This is a genomic window from Bilifractor sp. LCP19S3_H10, from assembly GCF_052119185.1.
Taxonomy (GTDB): Bacteria; Bacillota; Clostridia; order Lachnospirales; family Lachnospiraceae; genus Bilifractor.
In genome coordinates this window covers 81,503-99,255 of the sequence record NZ_JBQKFT010000004.1, presented here as the reverse complement: position 1 = coordinate 99,255, position 17,753 = coordinate 81,503, and the positions used below count along the sequence as shown (strand labels likewise).

General features: G+C 48.8%; 14 protein-coding genes and 1 tRNA gene. 11 read left to right on the top strand and 4 right to left on the bottom strand.

Annotated elements, in window-relative coordinates; genetic code table 11:
• Positions 1–582 precede the first annotated feature (582 nt).
• From ACTQZS_RS04710 to ACTQZS_RS04695, 4 genes are all read left to right on the top strand, one after another.
• Positions 583–655: transfer RNA gene (locus ACTQZS_RS04710), tRNA-Thr, on the top strand.
• Between the two features lie 108 nt (positions 656–763).
• Positions 764–2,131, top strand: coding sequence for a citrate/2-methylcitrate synthase (locus ACTQZS_RS04705; RefSeq protein ID WP_441099309.1), 1,368 nt, complete (start codon positions 764–766; stop codon positions 2,129–2,131).
• 666 nt (positions 2,132–2,797) lie between these two features.
• Positions 2,798–6,241 (top strand): EAL domain-containing protein, encoded by a 3,444-nt coding sequence (locus ACTQZS_RS04700; protein ID WP_441474805.1) that lies wholly within the window; start codon positions 2,798–2,800, stop codon positions 6,239–6,241.
• A gap of 389 nt (positions 6,242–6,630) precedes the next feature.
• Positions 6,631–7,797 carry an iron-containing alcohol dehydrogenase gene (locus ACTQZS_RS04695; RefSeq protein ID WP_441474804.1) on the top strand — a complete coding sequence of 389 codons (1,167 nt, stop codon included), beginning with the start codon at positions 6,631–6,633 and terminating at the stop codon, positions 7,795–7,797.
• Positions 7,798–7,981: 184 nt separating this feature from the next.
• On the opposite strand, the gene ACTQZS_RS04690 is transcribed toward ACTQZS_RS04695, so the two are convergent.
• Together ACTQZS_RS04690 and ACTQZS_RS04685 are read right to left on the bottom strand one after the other, a co-directional pair.
• Positions 7,982–9,370, bottom strand: coding sequence for an MATE family efflux transporter (locus ACTQZS_RS04690; RefSeq protein WP_441474803.1), 1,389 nt, complete (start codon positions 9,368–9,370; stop codon positions 7,982–7,984).
• Positions 9,371–9,830: 460 nt separating this feature from the next.
• Positions 9,831–10,514 carry a YczE/YyaS/YitT family protein gene (locus ACTQZS_RS04685; RefSeq protein WP_441474802.1) on the bottom strand — a complete coding sequence of 228 codons (684 nt, stop codon included), beginning with the start codon at positions 10,512–10,514 and terminating at the stop codon, positions 9,831–9,833.
• A gap of 228 nt (positions 10,515–10,742) precedes the next feature.
• Between ACTQZS_RS04685 and ACTQZS_RS04680 the strand changes: the two genes are divergently transcribed.
• Positions 10,743–11,624, top strand: a complete 882-nt coding sequence (locus tag ACTQZS_RS04680) for a LysR family transcriptional regulator (RefSeq protein ID WP_441474801.1) — start codon at positions 10,743–10,745, stop codon at positions 11,622–11,624.
• A gap of 90 nt (positions 11,625–11,714) precedes the next feature.
• Here the strand turns inward: ACTQZS_RS04680 and ACTQZS_RS04675 are convergent, their stop codons facing one another.
• A complete protein-coding gene (locus ACTQZS_RS04675; protein ID WP_441099213.1) occupies positions 11,715–11,942 on the bottom strand; it encodes a helix-turn-helix transcriptional regulator in 228 nt (75 codons plus the stop codon).
• Complete coding sequence (locus tag ACTQZS_RS04670; RefSeq protein WP_441474800.1) at positions 11,942–12,451, bottom strand: hypothetical protein; 510 nt, start codon at positions 12,449–12,451, stop codon at positions 11,942–11,944. The genes ACTQZS_RS04675 and ACTQZS_RS04670 overlap by 1 nt, the downstream gene beginning before the upstream one ends.
• A 527-nt stretch (positions 12,452–12,978) precedes the next feature.
• Here ACTQZS_RS04670 and ylxM point away from each other — a divergent pair.
• The 6 genes from ylxM to ACTQZS_RS04640 all read left to right on the top strand — a co-directional run bounded on the left by ylxM (position 12,979) and on the right by ACTQZS_RS04640 (position 17,728).
• A complete protein-coding gene (gene ylxM, locus ACTQZS_RS04665; RefSeq protein ID WP_441474799.1) occupies positions 12,979–13,341 on the top strand; it encodes a YlxM family DNA-binding protein in 363 nt (120 codons plus the stop codon).
• A gap of 39 nt (positions 13,342–13,380) precedes the next feature.
• The gene (ffh, locus tag ACTQZS_RS04660; RefSeq protein ID WP_441474798.1) at positions 13,381–14,742 is read left to right on the top strand and encodes a signal recognition particle protein; all 1,362 of its coding nucleotides are present in this window, start codon (positions 13,381–13,383) and stop codon (positions 14,740–14,742) included.
• A gap of 124 nt (positions 14,743–14,866) precedes the next feature.
• A complete protein-coding gene (gene rpsP, locus ACTQZS_RS04655; RefSeq protein WP_441099209.1) occupies positions 14,867–15,112 on the top strand; it encodes a 30S ribosomal protein S16 in 246 nt (81 codons plus the stop codon).
• A gap of 27 nt (positions 15,113–15,139) precedes the next feature.
• The gene (locus tag ACTQZS_RS04650) at positions 15,140–15,370 is read left to right on the top strand and encodes a KH domain-containing protein (protein WP_441099208.1); all 231 of its coding nucleotides are present in this window, start codon (positions 15,140–15,142) and stop codon (positions 15,368–15,370) included.
• A 308-nt stretch (positions 15,371–15,678) separates the two neighbouring features.
• Positions 15,679–16,191: a ribosome maturation factor RimM gene (gene rimM, locus ACTQZS_RS04645; RefSeq protein WP_441474797.1), complete on the top strand. Its 513-nt coding sequence runs from the start codon at positions 15,679–15,681 to the stop codon at positions 16,189–16,191.
• 67 nt (positions 16,192–16,258) lie between these two features.
• Positions 16,259–17,728 carry a DUF4190 domain-containing protein gene (locus tag ACTQZS_RS04640; RefSeq protein WP_441474796.1) on the top strand — a complete coding sequence of 490 codons (1,470 nt, stop codon included), beginning with the start codon at positions 16,259–16,261 and terminating at the stop codon, positions 17,726–17,728.
• Positions 17,729–17,753: the final 25 nt, after the last annotated feature.

Genomic DNA, 17,753 nt, shown 5'->3' with positions numbered 1-17,753 from the left:
ACTTCGTGCTCATACCTGTTGTCGTCGCTAATGTTCTTGCCCACTGGTGAGCAAGCTCCCCGTGGGCCAAGAACATTGCGACTGGACTTATACAGTAAACGGACATACGATAAGTCGTGCCACACACTGTATAAGCTACGGATTGCTCCGTGCTTCGCACTCTCGCAATCCTACAGGCATTCGCACTTCCGTGCCGCTTGCGCGTCACTTCGTGCTCATACCTGTTGCCTTCGAAATCGCATACAGTCTCTTACGCGCGCTTCGCGTGCGACGATCCTGTCTGCGTTTTCGAAGAGCTTATACAATAAACGCCCAAACGATAAGTCGTGCCACATACTGTATAAAGCCAGCTGCTCCGTTGCTTCGCAACTCTCGCAGCTGCCACATGTATTCGCATTCTCGCGGTGTTTCACACCGCTCCATGCTCATACATGTTAGCGTCGTTCAAGCATGCAGTTTTCTGTGCATGCTTCGCATGCCCAAAAACTGCCCGCTTGACGACGGCTTTATACAGTAAAAAAACATGTTGAATTTTATGTAAAATTATGTATAATAGTGGTTGTGCCACTTTTATGTGGACATGCCGGAATAGCTCAGCAGGTAGAGCACTTCACTCGTAATGAAGGGGTCATCGGTTCGAATCCGACTTCCGGCTTAATCAGGCGATTAATTCGGGCAGTGCTGCCATGAGTTAATCGCTTTTTTACAATCTGCCGGCGTTCCGCCGGCGCCTGACAGGACATACCAGGGAGGATATGAGTCTATGAGCTTTACAGCAACGGAACAGGATGCCAAGATCAGAGAACTGGTTGAGTTCAGCCGAAGATCCGGTAAGATCGATCTGAGCCTGTATCAGGAGTACGATGTCAAGAGAGGCCTCAGAGATAATACCGGAAAGGGTGTTCTGACGGGTCTTACGGAGATTTCCGATGTTATGGGAACAACGCTGAACGACGAGGGCGAGTCGGTGCCCTCAGAGGGGCGCCTGTATTATCAGGGATATAATGTCAATGATCTGGTGGGCGGAATGAAAAACCGCCGGTTCGGTTTTGAGGAGATCACATACCTTCTTCTGTTCGGATCACTGCCGACGGAGAAGCAGCTGAATGATTTTATTGAGATTCTGAGCAGCTACCGGGAGCTTCCGGAGGAGTTCACCAGAGACGTCATCATGAAGGCACCCAGCTACAACATGATGAATTCTCTGCAGAAGTGTATCCTGACGCTGTATTCCTATGACGCGCATGCGGACGATATTTCAATCCCGAACATCCTGCGGCAGGCACTATCCATGATCGCGAAGATGCCTCTTCTGGCCGTGTACAGCTACCACACGCACAGACATTATCATCTGGGGCAGAACCTTATCATCCGGAACCCGAAGCCGGAGCTTTCGCTCGCTGAAAATCTGCTTCAGATGTTGCATCCGGACGGTCAGTATACGCAGCTGGAAGCGAAGGTGCTCGACACGGCTCTGATTCTGCATGCCGAGCACGGCGGCGGCAACAACTCGACCTTTACGACGCATGTGGTATCTTCTACAGGAACGGACAGCTATTCCGCGGTGGCGGCTTCCCTGGGCTCCCTGAAGGGACCGAAGCACGGCGGTGCAAACCTGAAGGTTCTGCAGATGTTTGAGGACATCAAGGAGAACGTTCATAATTGGGACAATGAGGATGAAATCCGCGCCTATCTGAACAAGATTCTTGACCGTGAGGCGTTTGATCACGCGGGGCTGATCTATGGAATGGGGCATGCGGTCTACACGCTCTCAGATCCCAGATGTGTCATTCTGAAGGAATACGCGAAGAAGCTCTCGATTGAGAAGGACATGGAAGACGAATTTCATCTCTATGAAAATGTGGAAAGAATCGGAAAGGAGTGCATGATTCACAAGCGCCGTCTCGTAAAGCCGATCTGCGCAAATGTCGACTTCTACAGCGGATTTGTGTATTCAATGCTTGATTTTCCGAGAGAACTGTTCACTCCGCTGTTTGCGATCGCGCGTATCTCGGGATGGTCGGCTCACCGGATCGAGGAAATGGTCAACGGAGGCAAAATCATCCGTCCTGCATACAAGTACGTCGGTCATCACAGAAGATATATCCAGCTGGAGAACCGGGAAGACTGACAGAGGAGAATTTTACAGATACAAAGATTATTCACGGTTGAATCCGCAATTGAATCCGCAATATATCAGGCAAGCCTTGATATATTGCGGATTGTTTTTTACGCGAGCGTCGCGATAGCGAGATAAAACTCGCGCAGCGTGTTTTATCTCGTTTATTATCATGATGGAAAAACACAAGGTAATATTCGAGTCTGTCTGTATGAAGCGTTCTATGACACTAGGATCTGTGCGAACATGAGCAGACGTTAATTGAAAAATCAGAGATGCTGGTGAAGCGGAAGAATCCGGGAGGTAATATATGTAGTCAAAACGTCCAATAATAAAAAGATGGGTGGTGGTTTGGGGATCCGATTTGATAATGAATATGAAGCAAAGTCAGAGTGGATTGTTTCCCGGCTTCTTTTGTGTTCGAATGCATCTTACCATCCTTAATACACAGAAGTTTCTGGTAAATATATAGATAAGATAATAAAAACATTAATAGTTTTTGTACAACAGTCGGGAACCTGTATTCGAATTGACACAAAATGTGATATACTAATTGAGTGAAAATATGTTGGATCGAGTGGGAGTCCGGGTACAGATGGCAATGATTCTGTCTGGCAATACAGTCAGCAGACCGGCTGGCCCGGTTTGAACCAGAGAGTGTATATTGGAGGCGGCTGGATGAACGGTGCCGTATATAAATTAACATCTGAAGAACAGCAGATTCTTGAGAATCTTCCGAATGCGGTGGGTGTATTTCAATCTGTCGATGGGAAGATGATGCCGGTATTTCTCTCAGGACAATTTCTGAAACTGTTCGGGTATGATTCGGGAGAACAGGCGATGGAAGCGCTGCGGAGAGACCTGTACCATGATATACACCCGGATGATGCCGCCAGAATTGCGGAAAGAGGGTACGGGTTCGAGCGGGATGATACGGAATATGATGTTATTTACCGCAACCGGAATAAATATCAGCCGGATTATCATATCATTCACGCAGTCGGAAGGCATGCGTGGAAAGATGGGAGGCGGCTTTCGTATTTTATATATACAGATGAGAGCCGGATTCTGAACGGAGAGCCGGAAGAACTGCAGTTATCAGAACCATTTTCGCAGACAATTTCACTTGACAATGACCTGCATCGCAATCAGTTTGATGATCTGACGGGACTTCCGACGGTCAGCCAGTTTCTGCAGACCATTCCCGCGAGAATCCTCGAGATAAGGAGAGAACACAGGATTCCTGCGATTTTATGGATGGACTACAGCGGATTCCGTGAGTATGAGACGTTGAACGGATTTGAGACGGGCGATGCCCTGATCCGTGGACTGGGTTGGCTGATTCGCGGTCGGTTCGGAGTCAGGAATACGGCAAGATTTAACAGTGATCATTTTGTGGCATGCGCGTCAACGGATAACTTGGAGTGTAATATCCGCAGCGTGTTCGAGAATGTGGCAAAGCTGAACCGGGGAAATTCCCGTCCGATTGCCGTTGGCGTTTATGTAATGGATTGTGATGATATCAGTCTGACATCCGCGATTGACCGCGCGAAGCTTGCGTGCGATTCGTTGAAGAATCCGGCACACTCTTCCTATACGTATTTCAATCAGGAGATGCTGGTCCGGGCAGAGCGGAAGCAGTATCTGCTGCAGAACTATCAGCGGGCAATGGCTGAGGGCTGGATTCAGGTCTATTACCAGCCGGTGATGCGTACTATCACGGGAAAGCTCTGCGGAGCAGAGGCACTGTGCAGGTGGAAGGATCCGGTATACGGGATGATCTCTCCTGGAGAGTTTATACCGGCTCTGGAGGATGAGGGCAGAATTACTGACCTCGATCTCTTTATGTTCGAACAGGTCTGTCGTGACGGCTGGGAACGGATCAAGGCAGGCATGAATATCGTGCCGGTATCGGTGAATCTTTCCCGCAAGGATTTCCGTAAGCCGGATCTGGTCGAAAGAATAGAAGGCCTGGCGAAAGAATATAAGATTCCGCGTGAGCTCATTAATCTTGAGATCACAGAGAGCGCATTCATCCGCCATCCGGAGAGGCTGAGTCAGTATATCAGCCGTTTCCATGAGCTGGGATTTCAGGTCTGGATGGACGATTTCGGCACTGCTTATTCGTCTCTGGGTTCTCTGAAGGATCTGAATTTTGATGAGCTGAAAATCGACATGAGCTTTCTGAGTACCTCGACGGAAAAAGCCAGAAACATCATCACCTCTGTCGTGGATATGGCAAAGAAAATTGGAATCCAGACGCTTGCCGAGGGCGTTGAGACCTGTGAGCAGTACGAATTCCTGAAGCAGATCGGATGCGAGAAGGTACAGGGATACTATTTCGGAAAGCCAATGGACAGGGCATCTTTCTCGCAGCACTGCCGGGATAGAAAAATCGGGGAAGAACGGCTCCGGTGGAAGAACTATTACGATGCTTTAAGCAGGATTGATTATCAGACGGATGAGCCTCTGTGTGTCATTGAGGATGACGGCAAAACCATGCGGCTGCTTTTTGCCAATGAGGCGTACAAGGATGTGCTTAGCCGTGACGGCATCAATGACATTGATTCATGGATTGCGGAAATCAACACGGACAACAATCCGATGCATGCCTTCCACCGGCGGTATGCCAATGAGCAGCTGCGGAAGCTTAAGGGACCGCAGGTGATCACCTATCCGTCCGGTGATCATTATATGGAGCTGACCGGGAACGTCATTACGCATTATGAGAAGTATTATATCTATGCAATGAATATCCGGTACATCCGGCTGAATACAACATCAAAGGATCAGCAGAGAGCATATTACATACAGAGCATCTATTATCTGTGCGGTGATATTGCGGTTTGTAATCTTATGGACAATACCATGTACGGGCTCAAGTCCGTAAATTCTGCCGAGCCGATCGGAATCGGAGGAGAAAGCATTGATTTGATGCGGGCAGAGAAGAGCTATACAGAGAAGTTTATCTATCCGCCGGATCAGAAGCGATTCCATGCTTTCCTCAATCTGAAGACATTAAGAACAAGGATGATGGAGAAGAAAGGACAGGATCTGAAGGGCTTTTTCCGAAGCAAAATGCCGGACGGCGAATATTACTGGATGCTGCACATGTGCATATCTATACCGGGAACGGATTTCTACCAGGTCCTTCTGGTAACTATTCCTGTAGACTTCAATTCGGAGGTCCGCGGACTTCTTTTGGGTGACCCGGACCAGAGTGGAGAGCACGGGACTTATAAGGAGACAGATGAGAGTAGAATCACGCCGGCGCTGCTCTGGAAGAATCTGGAAGCCTATTCAGACGGGATGTATTTCTGGAAGGATGTGAACCGGAGATTTGTGGGCGCAAGCCGTAGCTTTCTGAACTTTTACGGTTTTCAATCCGAGGACGATATTATCGGGAAGACAGATGAGGAGATGCACTGGCATGTAGAGACAGAGCCCTTTAAGAACGATGAGATCGATGTTCTGGCGAATGGGGAAAGAGTAAGTCTCGCAAAGGGAAAGTGTATCGTCCGGGGGAAACAGCGTACGATTCTGGCCAATAAGATTCCGATTTACAGAGACGGGAAGATCATCGGCCTGATGGGGAATTTTTTCGACGCAGAGAATCTGTATCAGCTTCTGGACGATGGGTATCAATCGGAATCGATCGATGCGGTGACGGATCTCCTGAATACGACAGGGCTGTCCGAATGCTTCAGAGACTATCTGGAGGCGCTGTGGACGGATAACAAAGAGTTTTCACTGGTACAGATCTATATTCCGGAATATGAGGATTTCGCCAGAAGATATGGAAAAGAGGCGGGACACACGCTGCTCCGCAGTGTCGGAGAGCTATTGCGAAAGGTGTTCGGCAGAGAAAGCACCATCGGGAGACTGACCGGGAGTTACTTCACAATCCTGATTCAGGATGAGGATCCGAAGAAATTAACGGAAGCACAGGCAAGATTTGAAGAGAAGATTTCAAGGCTGAGAAAGGTCGGTCAGTGGCAGTGTGCGCTGACTGCCACAATAAGGGTATCAGTGATGAATCAGACCAACGCGAGCCAGGAAAAATATGCGAAGAATCTGAATCATATGTGGGCAGGATTGAGCGTATATAAGCCGGAGGCATGAGCGCAGCCGGCGGTCGGCGCCCGCGGAAATTATCCCTTCTATTGACCGGAGGTTCAATGGAAGGGGTTTCGTAATGCCGGATTGTGCTTCAGGGATCTCCTGGAAGATTTTCACGGCTCTTTCAGTAGAGTCAGAGTATGATCAGCATCTCGGGTGCATCCATGGCCTGTTGTTGAGATATGCGAATCAGAGGTCAGATTCAGGCCTGATTTTTCGGAAGAGTTCACTTGCATGGCAGGTTGAAATTTGGTGCTGCAATTGAGATGGGTTATTTTCGGAGAAGTTAAGGCAGATTATTTTCGGGGAAGTTAACATTGACAGGCAGGGATGTCTGGCGTATATTTATTATACCCATAGGGGGTATTGACTCGTTTGACAGGAGGTAATACATGTATAATTTCAGATTTAGTGTTCCTACAACGATTTATTTTGGTAAAGGGCAGATCTCACATCTGTCAGAGCTTGCTGATTTTGGCTCCAAAGTACTCCTTGTCTATGGTGGAGGGAGCATCAAGCGAAATGGTATCTATGATACAGCACTGAAAATCCTCGAAGATGCCGGGGTAACGGTCACGGAGCTGTCCGGTGTAGAGCCGAATCCCAGAATAGAGACGGTTCGAAGGGGCGTTGAGCTGTGTAAAGAGCAGAAGCTGGATATGGTTCTGGCAATCGGAGGAGGCAGTGCGATCGACTGTGCAAAGGTTGTGGCTGCCGGCGCGATGTACGACGGGGATGCCTGGGATCTTGTGCTGGATCCTTCTAAAATCAAAAAGGCTCTTCCGATTTTCTCCGTATTGACATTAGCGGCCACCGGTTCCGAGATGGATTGTTTTGCGGTTATTTCAGACATGACAAAGAATGAGAAATGGGGAACCGGCGCGGATGTTTTGAAACCAACCATGTCAGTCCTGGATCCTACATATACCTTTTCGGTGTCCAGAAAACAGACCGCTGCCGGTACGGCGGATATGATGAGCCATACCTTTGAGAATTACTTCACCAAGGAGCCCGGCTGTGATGTACAGGCAAGATTTGCCGAGGGTCTTCTGAAGACAATGATCAAATATGGCCCGGTCGCTCTGGAGGATCCGGAGAATTATGATGCCCGTGCAAATCTGATGTGGGCGGCAAGTCATGCAATCAATGGCCTGATTGCGAATGGAAGCCAGCCGGCCTGGTGCGTACATCCGATGGAGCATGAGCTGTCCGCATTTTATGACATCACACATGGCCAGGGACTGGCGATTCTCACTCCGGCATGGATGGATTTTGTTCTTCAGAAAGATCCTTCAACTGCCGCAAATTTTGCAGAGTACGGAAGAAATGTGTGGGGAATTTCGGAAACAGAGGATGAGAAAGCTGCGAGGGAGGCGATTGCAAAAACCAGAACGTTCCTGTTTGAGACCATGGGACTTCCGGAGAACCTGTGCGCCGTTGGAATTGACAGCGAGGAACATTTCGAAGTGATGGCAGAAAAAGCGGCAAAGGGCAGTGTGGGCTGTTTCGTTCCTCTCACAAAAGAGGATATTGTGAAGATTTACAAGGCTGCCTTTTAATTCATATTAAATGCTGGTGTGAGGAGATTGAAAGCGTTTGTACAGATATTATCATAGTGCACTTGAAAGCGTTCGTACAGACTTCTATGGCCGAGTAATGTAAAAAACACCCGTAAAGTCCTGCCAGGCAAGACTTTGCGGGTGTTTTCTGCAGTGCGCGAAACATTCAGAAATCGATTCGCGATCACTCTACACCGTCGTCCGGAAGGGGCGAAACATCGCTTTGGTAGACCTTCCGGAAGAAGGTCAGCGACAGAATAAAGGAGGCAATTTCCGCAATGAAGAAACACCACCAGACGTTGTTGACATTTCCGGTCATTGAGAGAAGCCAGGCGGCCGGGATCAGGATGACAAGCTGTCTTCCGAGGGAGACAAAGAGGGAATAAAAGCTCTTTGAGAAGGCCTGGAAGATGGAGCTCATGATGATGCCCATGGCTGCAATCGGAAAATGAATGGCTATCGTCCGGAGCGCGACGACACCCATCTGTTTCATTTCCGCGGAGGCATTGAACAGATCAAGAAGTCTGTCTGGTATCAGCTCGAAAGTTGCAGTTCCGCAGAGCATCACACAGATAGCAAGCAGCATGGCGAATTTGAGGGCCTTGTTGATTCTCCGTTTGTGTCCGGCTCCGTAGTTGAAGGCCAGAACCGGGATCAGTCCGTTGTTCAGACCAAAAACCGGCATAAAGAAGAAACTCTGAAGCTTGAAATACACTCCGAAGACGGCGGTTGCGGTTGTCGAGAAGGAGATCAGGATCAGATCCATCAGGTAGGTCATGACCGATCCGATGCTCATCATCAGGATCGATGGTATGCCGACAAAGTAAATTCTGCCGATGGTTTTTTTATCCGGATGAAGAATGGCTCCGGCGCTGATATGAATATCGCGGTTTAATTTCAGATTCATCACAAAGCCGAGAACCGAGGCAATCGTCTGTCCGATGACGGTTGCATAGGCGGCGCCCGCCACTCCAAGTTTCGGGCAGCCCAGAAGGCCGAAGATCATAACCGGATCGAGAAAAATATTGATGATGGCGCCAGTGAGCTGCGAGATCATACTCAGCATGGTTCTTCCGGTGGACTGCAGCAACCGCTCAAAGGTGACCTGCATGAAAAGTCCGAAGGAAAGAGTCATGACGATGCCGAGGTAGGCATTGCCATACTGAATAATGTCTGCCGAGGATGTCTGGCTCCGAATAAAGGGCCCGGTGATTGTCAGACCGAGAATCGCGGAGACGATAAAGCTGAAGAAGGCCAGAAGGATGCCATTATTCGCTGCCTTATCTGATTTGTCAAACTCCCGTGCGCCGAGCGCCCGGGAAAGCAGAGCGTTGATGCCTACTCCGGTGCCGGCGCCTACCGAGATCATGAGGTTCTGCATGGGGAACGCAAGAGTAACCGCTGTCAGCGCATCCTCACCGATCTGCGCGACGAAAACAGAATCCACGATGTTGTAAAGAGCCTGTACCAGCATGGAAATCATCATAGGGACGGACATGTTGACGATCAGCTTCCGGATGGGCATGATACCCATTTTGTTGTTGGACCGGGGGTCTTGTGTTGATTGTTTCATTACGAAAATATCTCCTGAGGTTTTGATGAAGAGCAGATCGATTACCATTTGGGCCTTTCTTATAGATATTGGTACGGGCAGTCGATCAGCCTTCTTATACTAACACAGAATGAAGATTTTTGGTATCCGTCTCTTGTCATTCCGGGTGACAGGAGAAAACCATCGAAAGAGCCCGGGATCCAAGCACTGCATCAGAGGCACAGAAGATGTTTTTACACAAAGCAAGAATACATTGACCTTGTACAAATGGAATTAGAAGAGAACAAAGAAAATATCGGCAGGATAAAGAAGATGGCTGCACGCAGTATAAAATGAAGAAGATGGCTGCACGCAGTAAAAAATTCAAAAAAGAGACGGTCGCGATAGCCTGTGGTATGAGAATGGCTTATGCGAAGGCCTCTTTATATTTGCTATTTCATTTAGGGAAGGGGAAAATGGAGTATTTTTATGCTTGAATTCGTCAGTTCTCGGAACCTGTCTCGACAGAGCGCGAGGTAGAATAGAACCACTTCTCCATGATCGGGTTAAGAAGTCTGCAGAACTGACGGGCAATATAACCGACAATGATGGCAGAAATCACAGTACCTTCACGAACGCCGTTGACACGGTGGAAGAGGACAAGGGAAAGAACAACTGCGGAAGCCATCATGCTTACATCGACAATAATTTTTACACTGCCAGCTTCTTTCCCGGTGATCTGATGCAGAGCGGTCGCGACGCCTTCGCCAGGCAGCATGATCACATTGGCTGTGAATTCCATGGATACGCCGAAGGCGAGGATCAGACAGCCGACCAGGAGACTGATAATTTTCATCGGATACTGCTGCGGATTCAGCCAGTAGATCAGGTATTTCATGGAAAAATCAATAAAATATCCGAAAAGGATGGAGACCGGAATCTGAAGGAGCTGAATCGGCTGATATGTCTTGCGGAGCAGAACAATCTGGAGCGCAACAAGCAGGAGACTGTACAGGATAGTAAAGCCACCGAGTGTAATCGGGTACTTCAGGCTCAGAACATAGGGAATGCTTGAGATCGGCGAGGTGCCGAGGCGGGCATTGGTAATGAAAGCCACTCCTAGAGAATTGACGAAGAGACCGATGATGAAGTACAGATATTTTTTGAGAAGCGGCATATGACGCATAGAAACCTCCTTTAATGAAAAGCAATTTCTTTCATGACAGACTTCCTTATCATAAAAAGATCAGAGCAGAATATCAAACAGGAAAATCCATGAGAACCATAAGAAAAAGTTATGAGGAGCAATGGATGTTGTGTTATTCTGTTTATATATGGCCGTTAAAAACTATTCATGGGTTCCGGCTGTCGGATAGTCTGCGGCCGGAGAAGGAAATCAGAGGAGGCATGTGACTTGACAATTCGTCAGCTGGAATATTTTCTGACAGCAGCGCAGACGTTGAGTTTTACGAAGACAGCGCGACAGTTCTTTATTTCACAGTCAGCGGTGACGCAGCAGATCCATGCGTTAGAAGAGGAGTTCGATGCGAAATTGTTTCTGCGCAGAAATAACAGAATCAGCCTGACCCCGGCAGGAGAAACGCTGGTGCAGGATGCGGAAATGATGGTGGCCAGATACTATGACGCGATCGAAAAGGTGCATGCCGTACGGGACGGCATGAGCGGAGAATTGCGGATCGGTTATCTGCAGGGAATGGAGATGTCGCGCTTCCCCAGGACAGTACAGGAATTCCGCGCGGATTATCCGGGAATTCAGATTTCCCTGAACCGTGACAATGCCGTAAATCTGCACGATGATTATCTGAATGGCAGATACGATATTATTTTTAATGTAAAAAATCCCCTTCTTCGGTATTCAAACAGCATTTCAAGAACGATTGGAGAATATCCGTATTACGTGGTGATTCCGACGGATCATTATCTGTCTGGCATGCGAAAGGTGGAATTGCGTCAGCTCCGGTATGAGAAGCTGATTCTTCATGATTTTAAGATTGAAGTTCCGGCAAATTCGGAGATCCATCCGCATCCGTTTCTGAATAAAGAGATCATGAAGAATGTCGCACAGGTCACGGATGATATCGAGAATATTCTCATCTTTGTAGCGGCGGGGATCGGCATTGCGATTGTGCCGGAATTCGATGTCTTTAAGCCGCAGATCAATATCAATCTTTCGTATATACCGCTCGATACGGGAGACTATCGGGAGAAGCTGGAGATCGTATACCCGGAAAAAGATGCAAGTCCTCTGCTGCGTTATTTTATGGATAAGATTTAAAAAATCTGCCGTATATAAAATCAGGATTATTGAGCTGGAATGATAGGTCAAGCCTGAAAAAACCTTATTTTATATGGGTTTCAAGCAAAATCATGTTGCTGCATCTCCGTGGTTTTGAATGTATCCAGCCTCCCAGAATAGATCGTCAAGCGTTTTATCCAGCGCTTTGCAGATGGCGATGCAGAGGCGGATTGTGGGATTATAGTCCCCTTTTTCAATCGCGTTGATTGTTTGCCGTGACACGCCGACCAAATCGGCAAGCTGCTGTTGGGAGAGGTCTTTGGCGGCTCTTGCGGACTTCATCTTCAGATTCTTCATTAGTCCTCATTCCTCTTTTCCCGCAGCTTCTGGATTATTACGGCAACCACGATGACCATAAACATAACGCCCATTATGACCGTGATGTTGGTAGCGGTTAGCTTCCCTTCCGGCAGCCCATCCTCGGCGATACGAAGTATGCCAGTGATGAGATTACAGAGACCGATGATAAAGATCAAGAGAGTCCATTTCTTCCATTTTCCCGAAACGCCAAAGTAAACGCCCTTCATGACCATATAGACAACGTAGACTGTAATCATCAGAAAGCTGACAGCTATTATTGCAAGGCTTCCGTCCATAGGGAATGCATCCCAGTCCAGAAGGAACGAAGTTATGATCCCGGAAAGAACACCGGTGACAGTCGCATACTGATACGCACGTCCCCTGACTGCTGTCTGCATCTCATCATACATAACCTGCTTGGTCTTTTTTTTCTCATTGAGTACGAGCACAAGAAGCACAAAAACTGCAAATGGTAATCCAAAACCGATACCTATTTCGTAATACATGATTCGTCCTCCTTACTTTGTGTCAAGTTTATTTGACATCAAGAGCATAGCATGATGAATAGCAAAATGTCAACTATATATTACATATTTTTGGGTATAATAAAACAATAGAAATATCAACGATTTCGTGATGTGATAAACAAGACTTTTGAAGCAGAATCTATCGGAGGAAAACATAATGGCTGTGCAGTATAACAGGCTTTTTAACTTTAAGCTTGACAGGATCGAGTTCGAATAATCAGATCAGGAAATTAGATCAGTCAAGTAAAAACACTTGACACGGATTGCGATATCGTGTAGGATAAGCGGGTACGTTAGAAAAGCGTACCTGTTTTGTGCGCAAACAGGGACACATATGTGACTGAGAAGCAGTCATGCGCGGCAGGCAGCGCGAACGCGCGAAATCCGAATACCTGTAGGATTGCGGGAGTGCGAAGCACGGAGCAATACGTAGCTTATACAGTTTGTGGCACGACTTATCGTATGGACGTTTGCTGTCGCTGCAGGATGGGAGATCGGGAATTGCTATGGAAGAGTTTGTGGAGAAATCTTACCTGTTTGATTTTTACGGCGAACTCCTGACAGAGCATCAGAGACGGATCTACTCCGAGATTAACTTTGAGGATTATACTGCTGCGGAGGTGGCCAGAGATGAAGGAATCAGCCGCCAGGGCGTGCACGACCTGATGAAGCGCTGTGACAGGATACTGGAGGATTATGAGAAGAGACTTCACCTTGTCGAGAAGTTCCTGAAGATCAGGAACAGCGTCAGGGAGATTCAGAGACTGACGGATTTCGGAGATCCGGAAAACCGGGCAGATGCTGCGGAGGCAGATCATCGCATGGAGAAGATTTACGGTATTTCTTCTTCGATTCTGAAGGAACTGTAAACTCGGGCAGAACGCCGCATGATATGAGGAACAGAGAGTATGGCATTTGAAAGCTTAACCGATAAACTTCAGAATGTGTTCAGGAATCTTCGGAGCAAGGGTAAGCTGACGGAGGATGATGTTCACGCTGCGCTGAAGGAAGTCAAGATGGCGCTTCTTGAGGCAGATGTCAATTTCAAGGTTGTCCGCAAATTCACGAAAACCGTGGAAGAGAAGGCAATCGGACAGGATGTCATGAACGGGTTGAATCCGGGTCAGATGGTGGTCAAGATCGTAAATGACGAGCTGGTCAATCTGATGGGCTCGGAGACGACCGAGCTTCCGCTGAAGCCGGCTTCGCAGATTACGGTTCTAATGATGATTGGTCTTCAGGGATCCGGTAAGACAACGACTGCCGCAAAGCTTGCAGGCAAGCTGAAACAAAAGGGCAGGAAACCGCTTCTGGCTGCCTGCGATGTATATCGCCCGGGCGCGATTGAGCAGCTGCAGACCAACGGAAGCAAGGTCGGAGTCGATGTCTTTTCAATGGGAAGCAAGGCAAAGCCGGTGAACATATCGAAGGCCGCGTACGAGCATGCCAGAAGCAACGGCTACAATGTGGTCATCCTTGATACGGCGGGCCGTCTGCAGATCGATGAATCGATGATGGAAGAGCTTGTGGCCATCCGGGAGGCAGTGACCGTTGACTGTTCGATCCTTGTAGTAGACGCTATGACAGGACAGGAAGCTGTCAACGTGGCGAAGACCTTTGAGGATAAGGTCGGTATCGACGGCGTGGTACTGACGAAGCTCGATGGAGATACAAGAGGCGGTGCGGCACTCTCAATCCGTTCCATCTGCGGCAAGCCGATCCTGTACGTGGGTATGGGAGAGAAGATGGAGGATCTTCAGCAGTTTTATCCCGACCGTATGGCGTCCAGAATCCTCGGCATGGGTGATGTGCTCAGCCTGATCGAAAAGGCACAGGCAAATGTCGATGAAGAGAAAGCCAGGGAGATGGAACAGCGTGTCCGGAAGGCGCAGTTCACCTACGATGACTACATGACCAGCATGGAGCAGATGAAGAATATGGGCGGCATTTCAAGTGTCCTTTCCATGATGCCGGGAATGACCGGAAGCAAGATGAAGGAAGTGGAGGGGATGATCGATGAGAAGGATCTCGCCAGAAAAGAGGCCATTGTCCGCTCGATGACGCCGAAGGAACGCGCAAATCCTGATCTGATGAACATTTCCCGAAAACGGAGGATTGCCGCAGGAGCAGGAGTGGACATTTCCGAGGTCAACCGCTTTATCAAACAGTTTGACCAGACCCGTAAGATGATGAAGCAGATGCCCGGCATGATGAAGCAGCGCGGCAGGAAAGGCATGTTCGGTAAGGGAGGTTTCAATTTTCCTTTTTAACCGGATGGAGATATTCGGAACGAAAGAGGGAAGATTGTTCTCATAGAAGTAATCAGGGGAGAGATACCTTAACGATTACAAATCACATCATATACAATTATTTTTATTATGGAGGAAAAGAACAATGGCAGTTAAAATTCGTCTGAAGAGAATGGGACAGAAGAAGGCACCTTTCTATAGAATCGTGGTAGCAGATGCGAAGTCTCCGAGAGATGGCAGATTCATTGAGGAAATCGGCACCTACGATCCGACCAAGGATCCGAGTGTTTACAAGGTGGATGAGGAAGCTGCTCAGAAGTGGCTGAAGAACGGTGCTCAGCCGACTGCAGTTGTTGAGAAGATCTTCAAGCTCGCCGGTATCCAGAAGTAATCATATTCAGGCCGGAGGTGGATTTTTGTGAAAGAGCTGGTTGAAGTAATCGCCAAAGCTCTTGTAGATAATCCCGATGAAGTGGTTGTCACGGAGATCGAAGACGGCAGCGACCTTCGAATTGAACTCAAGGTTGCAGCGGCGGACATGGGCAAGGTCATCGGACGGCAGGGAAGAATTGCGAAGGCAATCCGATCCGTTGTGAAGACCGCCTCTACCCGGATCGACAAAAAGGTGACAGTCGAGATCATCGAGTAAATCGCATGAGCAGCTTGCGGTGACGGATAAATGATTCATAAGAGCAGTCGTTTGAGGAGCATCTCTCTAGTGCTGATGCTGCTTGCTCGGCGGCTCTTTTTATATAAAGATAGTAGAACGTTCAAAAATAAACAAACCAATTATTGGTACAAGATGGCACTCTGTAAAGCCGTACTCAATATATCGATTGGTCTGGACGAATAAAGAACGCTCTGATAGTTCACAAAATATCAAGGTGGAAATGCTGACAGATGGTCTGCGTGCGGCGCTGGCCGGAACAGATGTACAGGAGATATGGGGCGAACAATATGGAAAAATTTCTGAAAATCGGTGCGGTGACGACGACGCACGGTGTCCGCGGGGAGATGAGGGTATTTCCGACGACGGACGACCCTGAGCGGTTCCTTGATCTGGATGAGGTGATTCTGACAAACGGAAGGCAGTCGGAGACACATCAGATCCTTGGCGTCAGATTTTTCAAGAATCTTGTCATTCTGAAACTGGAAGGGATCGGATCCATGGATGACGCGGTGAAATACCGTTCGTGGGATGTGATGATTCCCCGGGAAAAAGGAGTGCCGCTGAAGGAAAATGAGTACTATGTTGCGGATGTAATCGGAATGAGAGTCCGGACTGAGGATGGGCAGTTCTTTGGAACGCTCAGGGACGTTATAGAGACCGGAGCCAATGATGTCTATGCGGTTGAGACGCAGGAGCACGGCGAAGTGTTGATTCCCGCAATTAAAGCGTGTATTATGAAGGTTGACGTCGAAAAGGGCGAGATGACGGTCCATCTGCTTCCCGGTCTGATCGACGGTTAAGAGTGGTAATCGAGATGAAACCCGCGCAGAGCGTGTTATCTCGATTGAAAAGAGAGGTATACACGAATTGAAAAAATGCATACATTGTGGCGCAGAACTGTCGGATGACGCAAAGGCGTGCAATAACTGCGGCTGGCCGGTCGGCAAACCGGATACGATTTCCGGGAGTTCACCTGAAATACCACGGGGATCATCGGAGACGCCTTCCGAAGAGCGCAGCGCCGGAACGGACGCGGAAGTGAATAAATCCGGGGACACAAAGGCTCCGGCGGCTCTGGAGACAACGGCGGATCAGGAGAAAATAGCAGGAGCTTCCGGAACCGCAGATTTCCCGGGAGTGGAAGATGTTGTCCACAAAGATCAGAATGTGACATCGGCTGCGACTGACTCAGAGACGGCGAAAACAGAAGCCGGCGTGCGGGAAGATCAGAATATGGCATCGGCTGCGAATGACTCAGAGATGGTGAAAACAGAAGCCGGCGTGCGGGAAGATCAGAATGTGGCATCGGCTGCGACTGACTCAGAGACGGCGAAAACAGAAGCCGGCACACAGGAAGAGCAGAAGATCGCCAGGGCTGCGGCGGATCACGGCGTTATATGGGATAAGGATGATTCCAAGGACAAGATCGACATTCCGTGGGATCCGGAAAAGGCTGACCGGAAGAAGGCAGAGGCCAGAAACGGTGGCGGAGACGGCGGATTTGGGAATGCGGAAAGTTCCGGGGATCACACGGATGTGTTCCGGAACAGAAACGGTGAAGAACATTCTGATCAGCCCGGAGGCTACTGGTTCCAGGGAAAATGGCATCCCATCTCGGATCTGAATTCCGGTGAGAGCAGTAATCGGGAAAGGACGGGATCCGGTAACGGCAGGTACTGGGAAAATGGCGCCTGGCATGATGGTCCGTCCGCCGGAAATTGGAAAAATAACCGTGACAGTTCTGAGAACAGCGAAAATGCGGGCGGCTGGAACGGAAGCGATTCAAACGGAGGAAATTCCGGAAACGGCTGGAACAGCGGGAACGCAGACAGCGGATGGAAGAATGGACAGAATACCGGCTGGAACAGCGGGAATGCAAACAGCGGATGGAGTAATGGACAGAATACCGGCTGGAACAGCAGCAATTCAAACGGAGGCTGGTCCGGAAATCAGGGTAATGCTCCTTACGGATCGGGTTACGGCCCTGGATATCCGATCAGAAACAACAGCTTTGCGGTTGCGGCAATGGTACTTGCGGTCATTTCGATCTTCCTGAACAGCCTGTACTGTATTCCATCGGTGCTCGGCATTTTCTTTGCAATTGTCGCACTGAACCAGATCCGGAAAAATCCGGGGGCATACAGGGGAAGGGGGATGGCAATAGCGGCGCTGATTATGTGCATCGTACTGTTTATTGTCTATCTGATTGCCTTTGTCGAGGTTTTCAGGCTGATGAGAGACCCTGCGTTTATGAAGCAGATCGAGGATTATCTGAAGCAGCTGCAGGGAACTGTTTCTTCATCCGCCGGGCAGGCGGCAGCAATGTTCCGTGTGTGAGAACGGTGAAGACACAGAGAAGAAT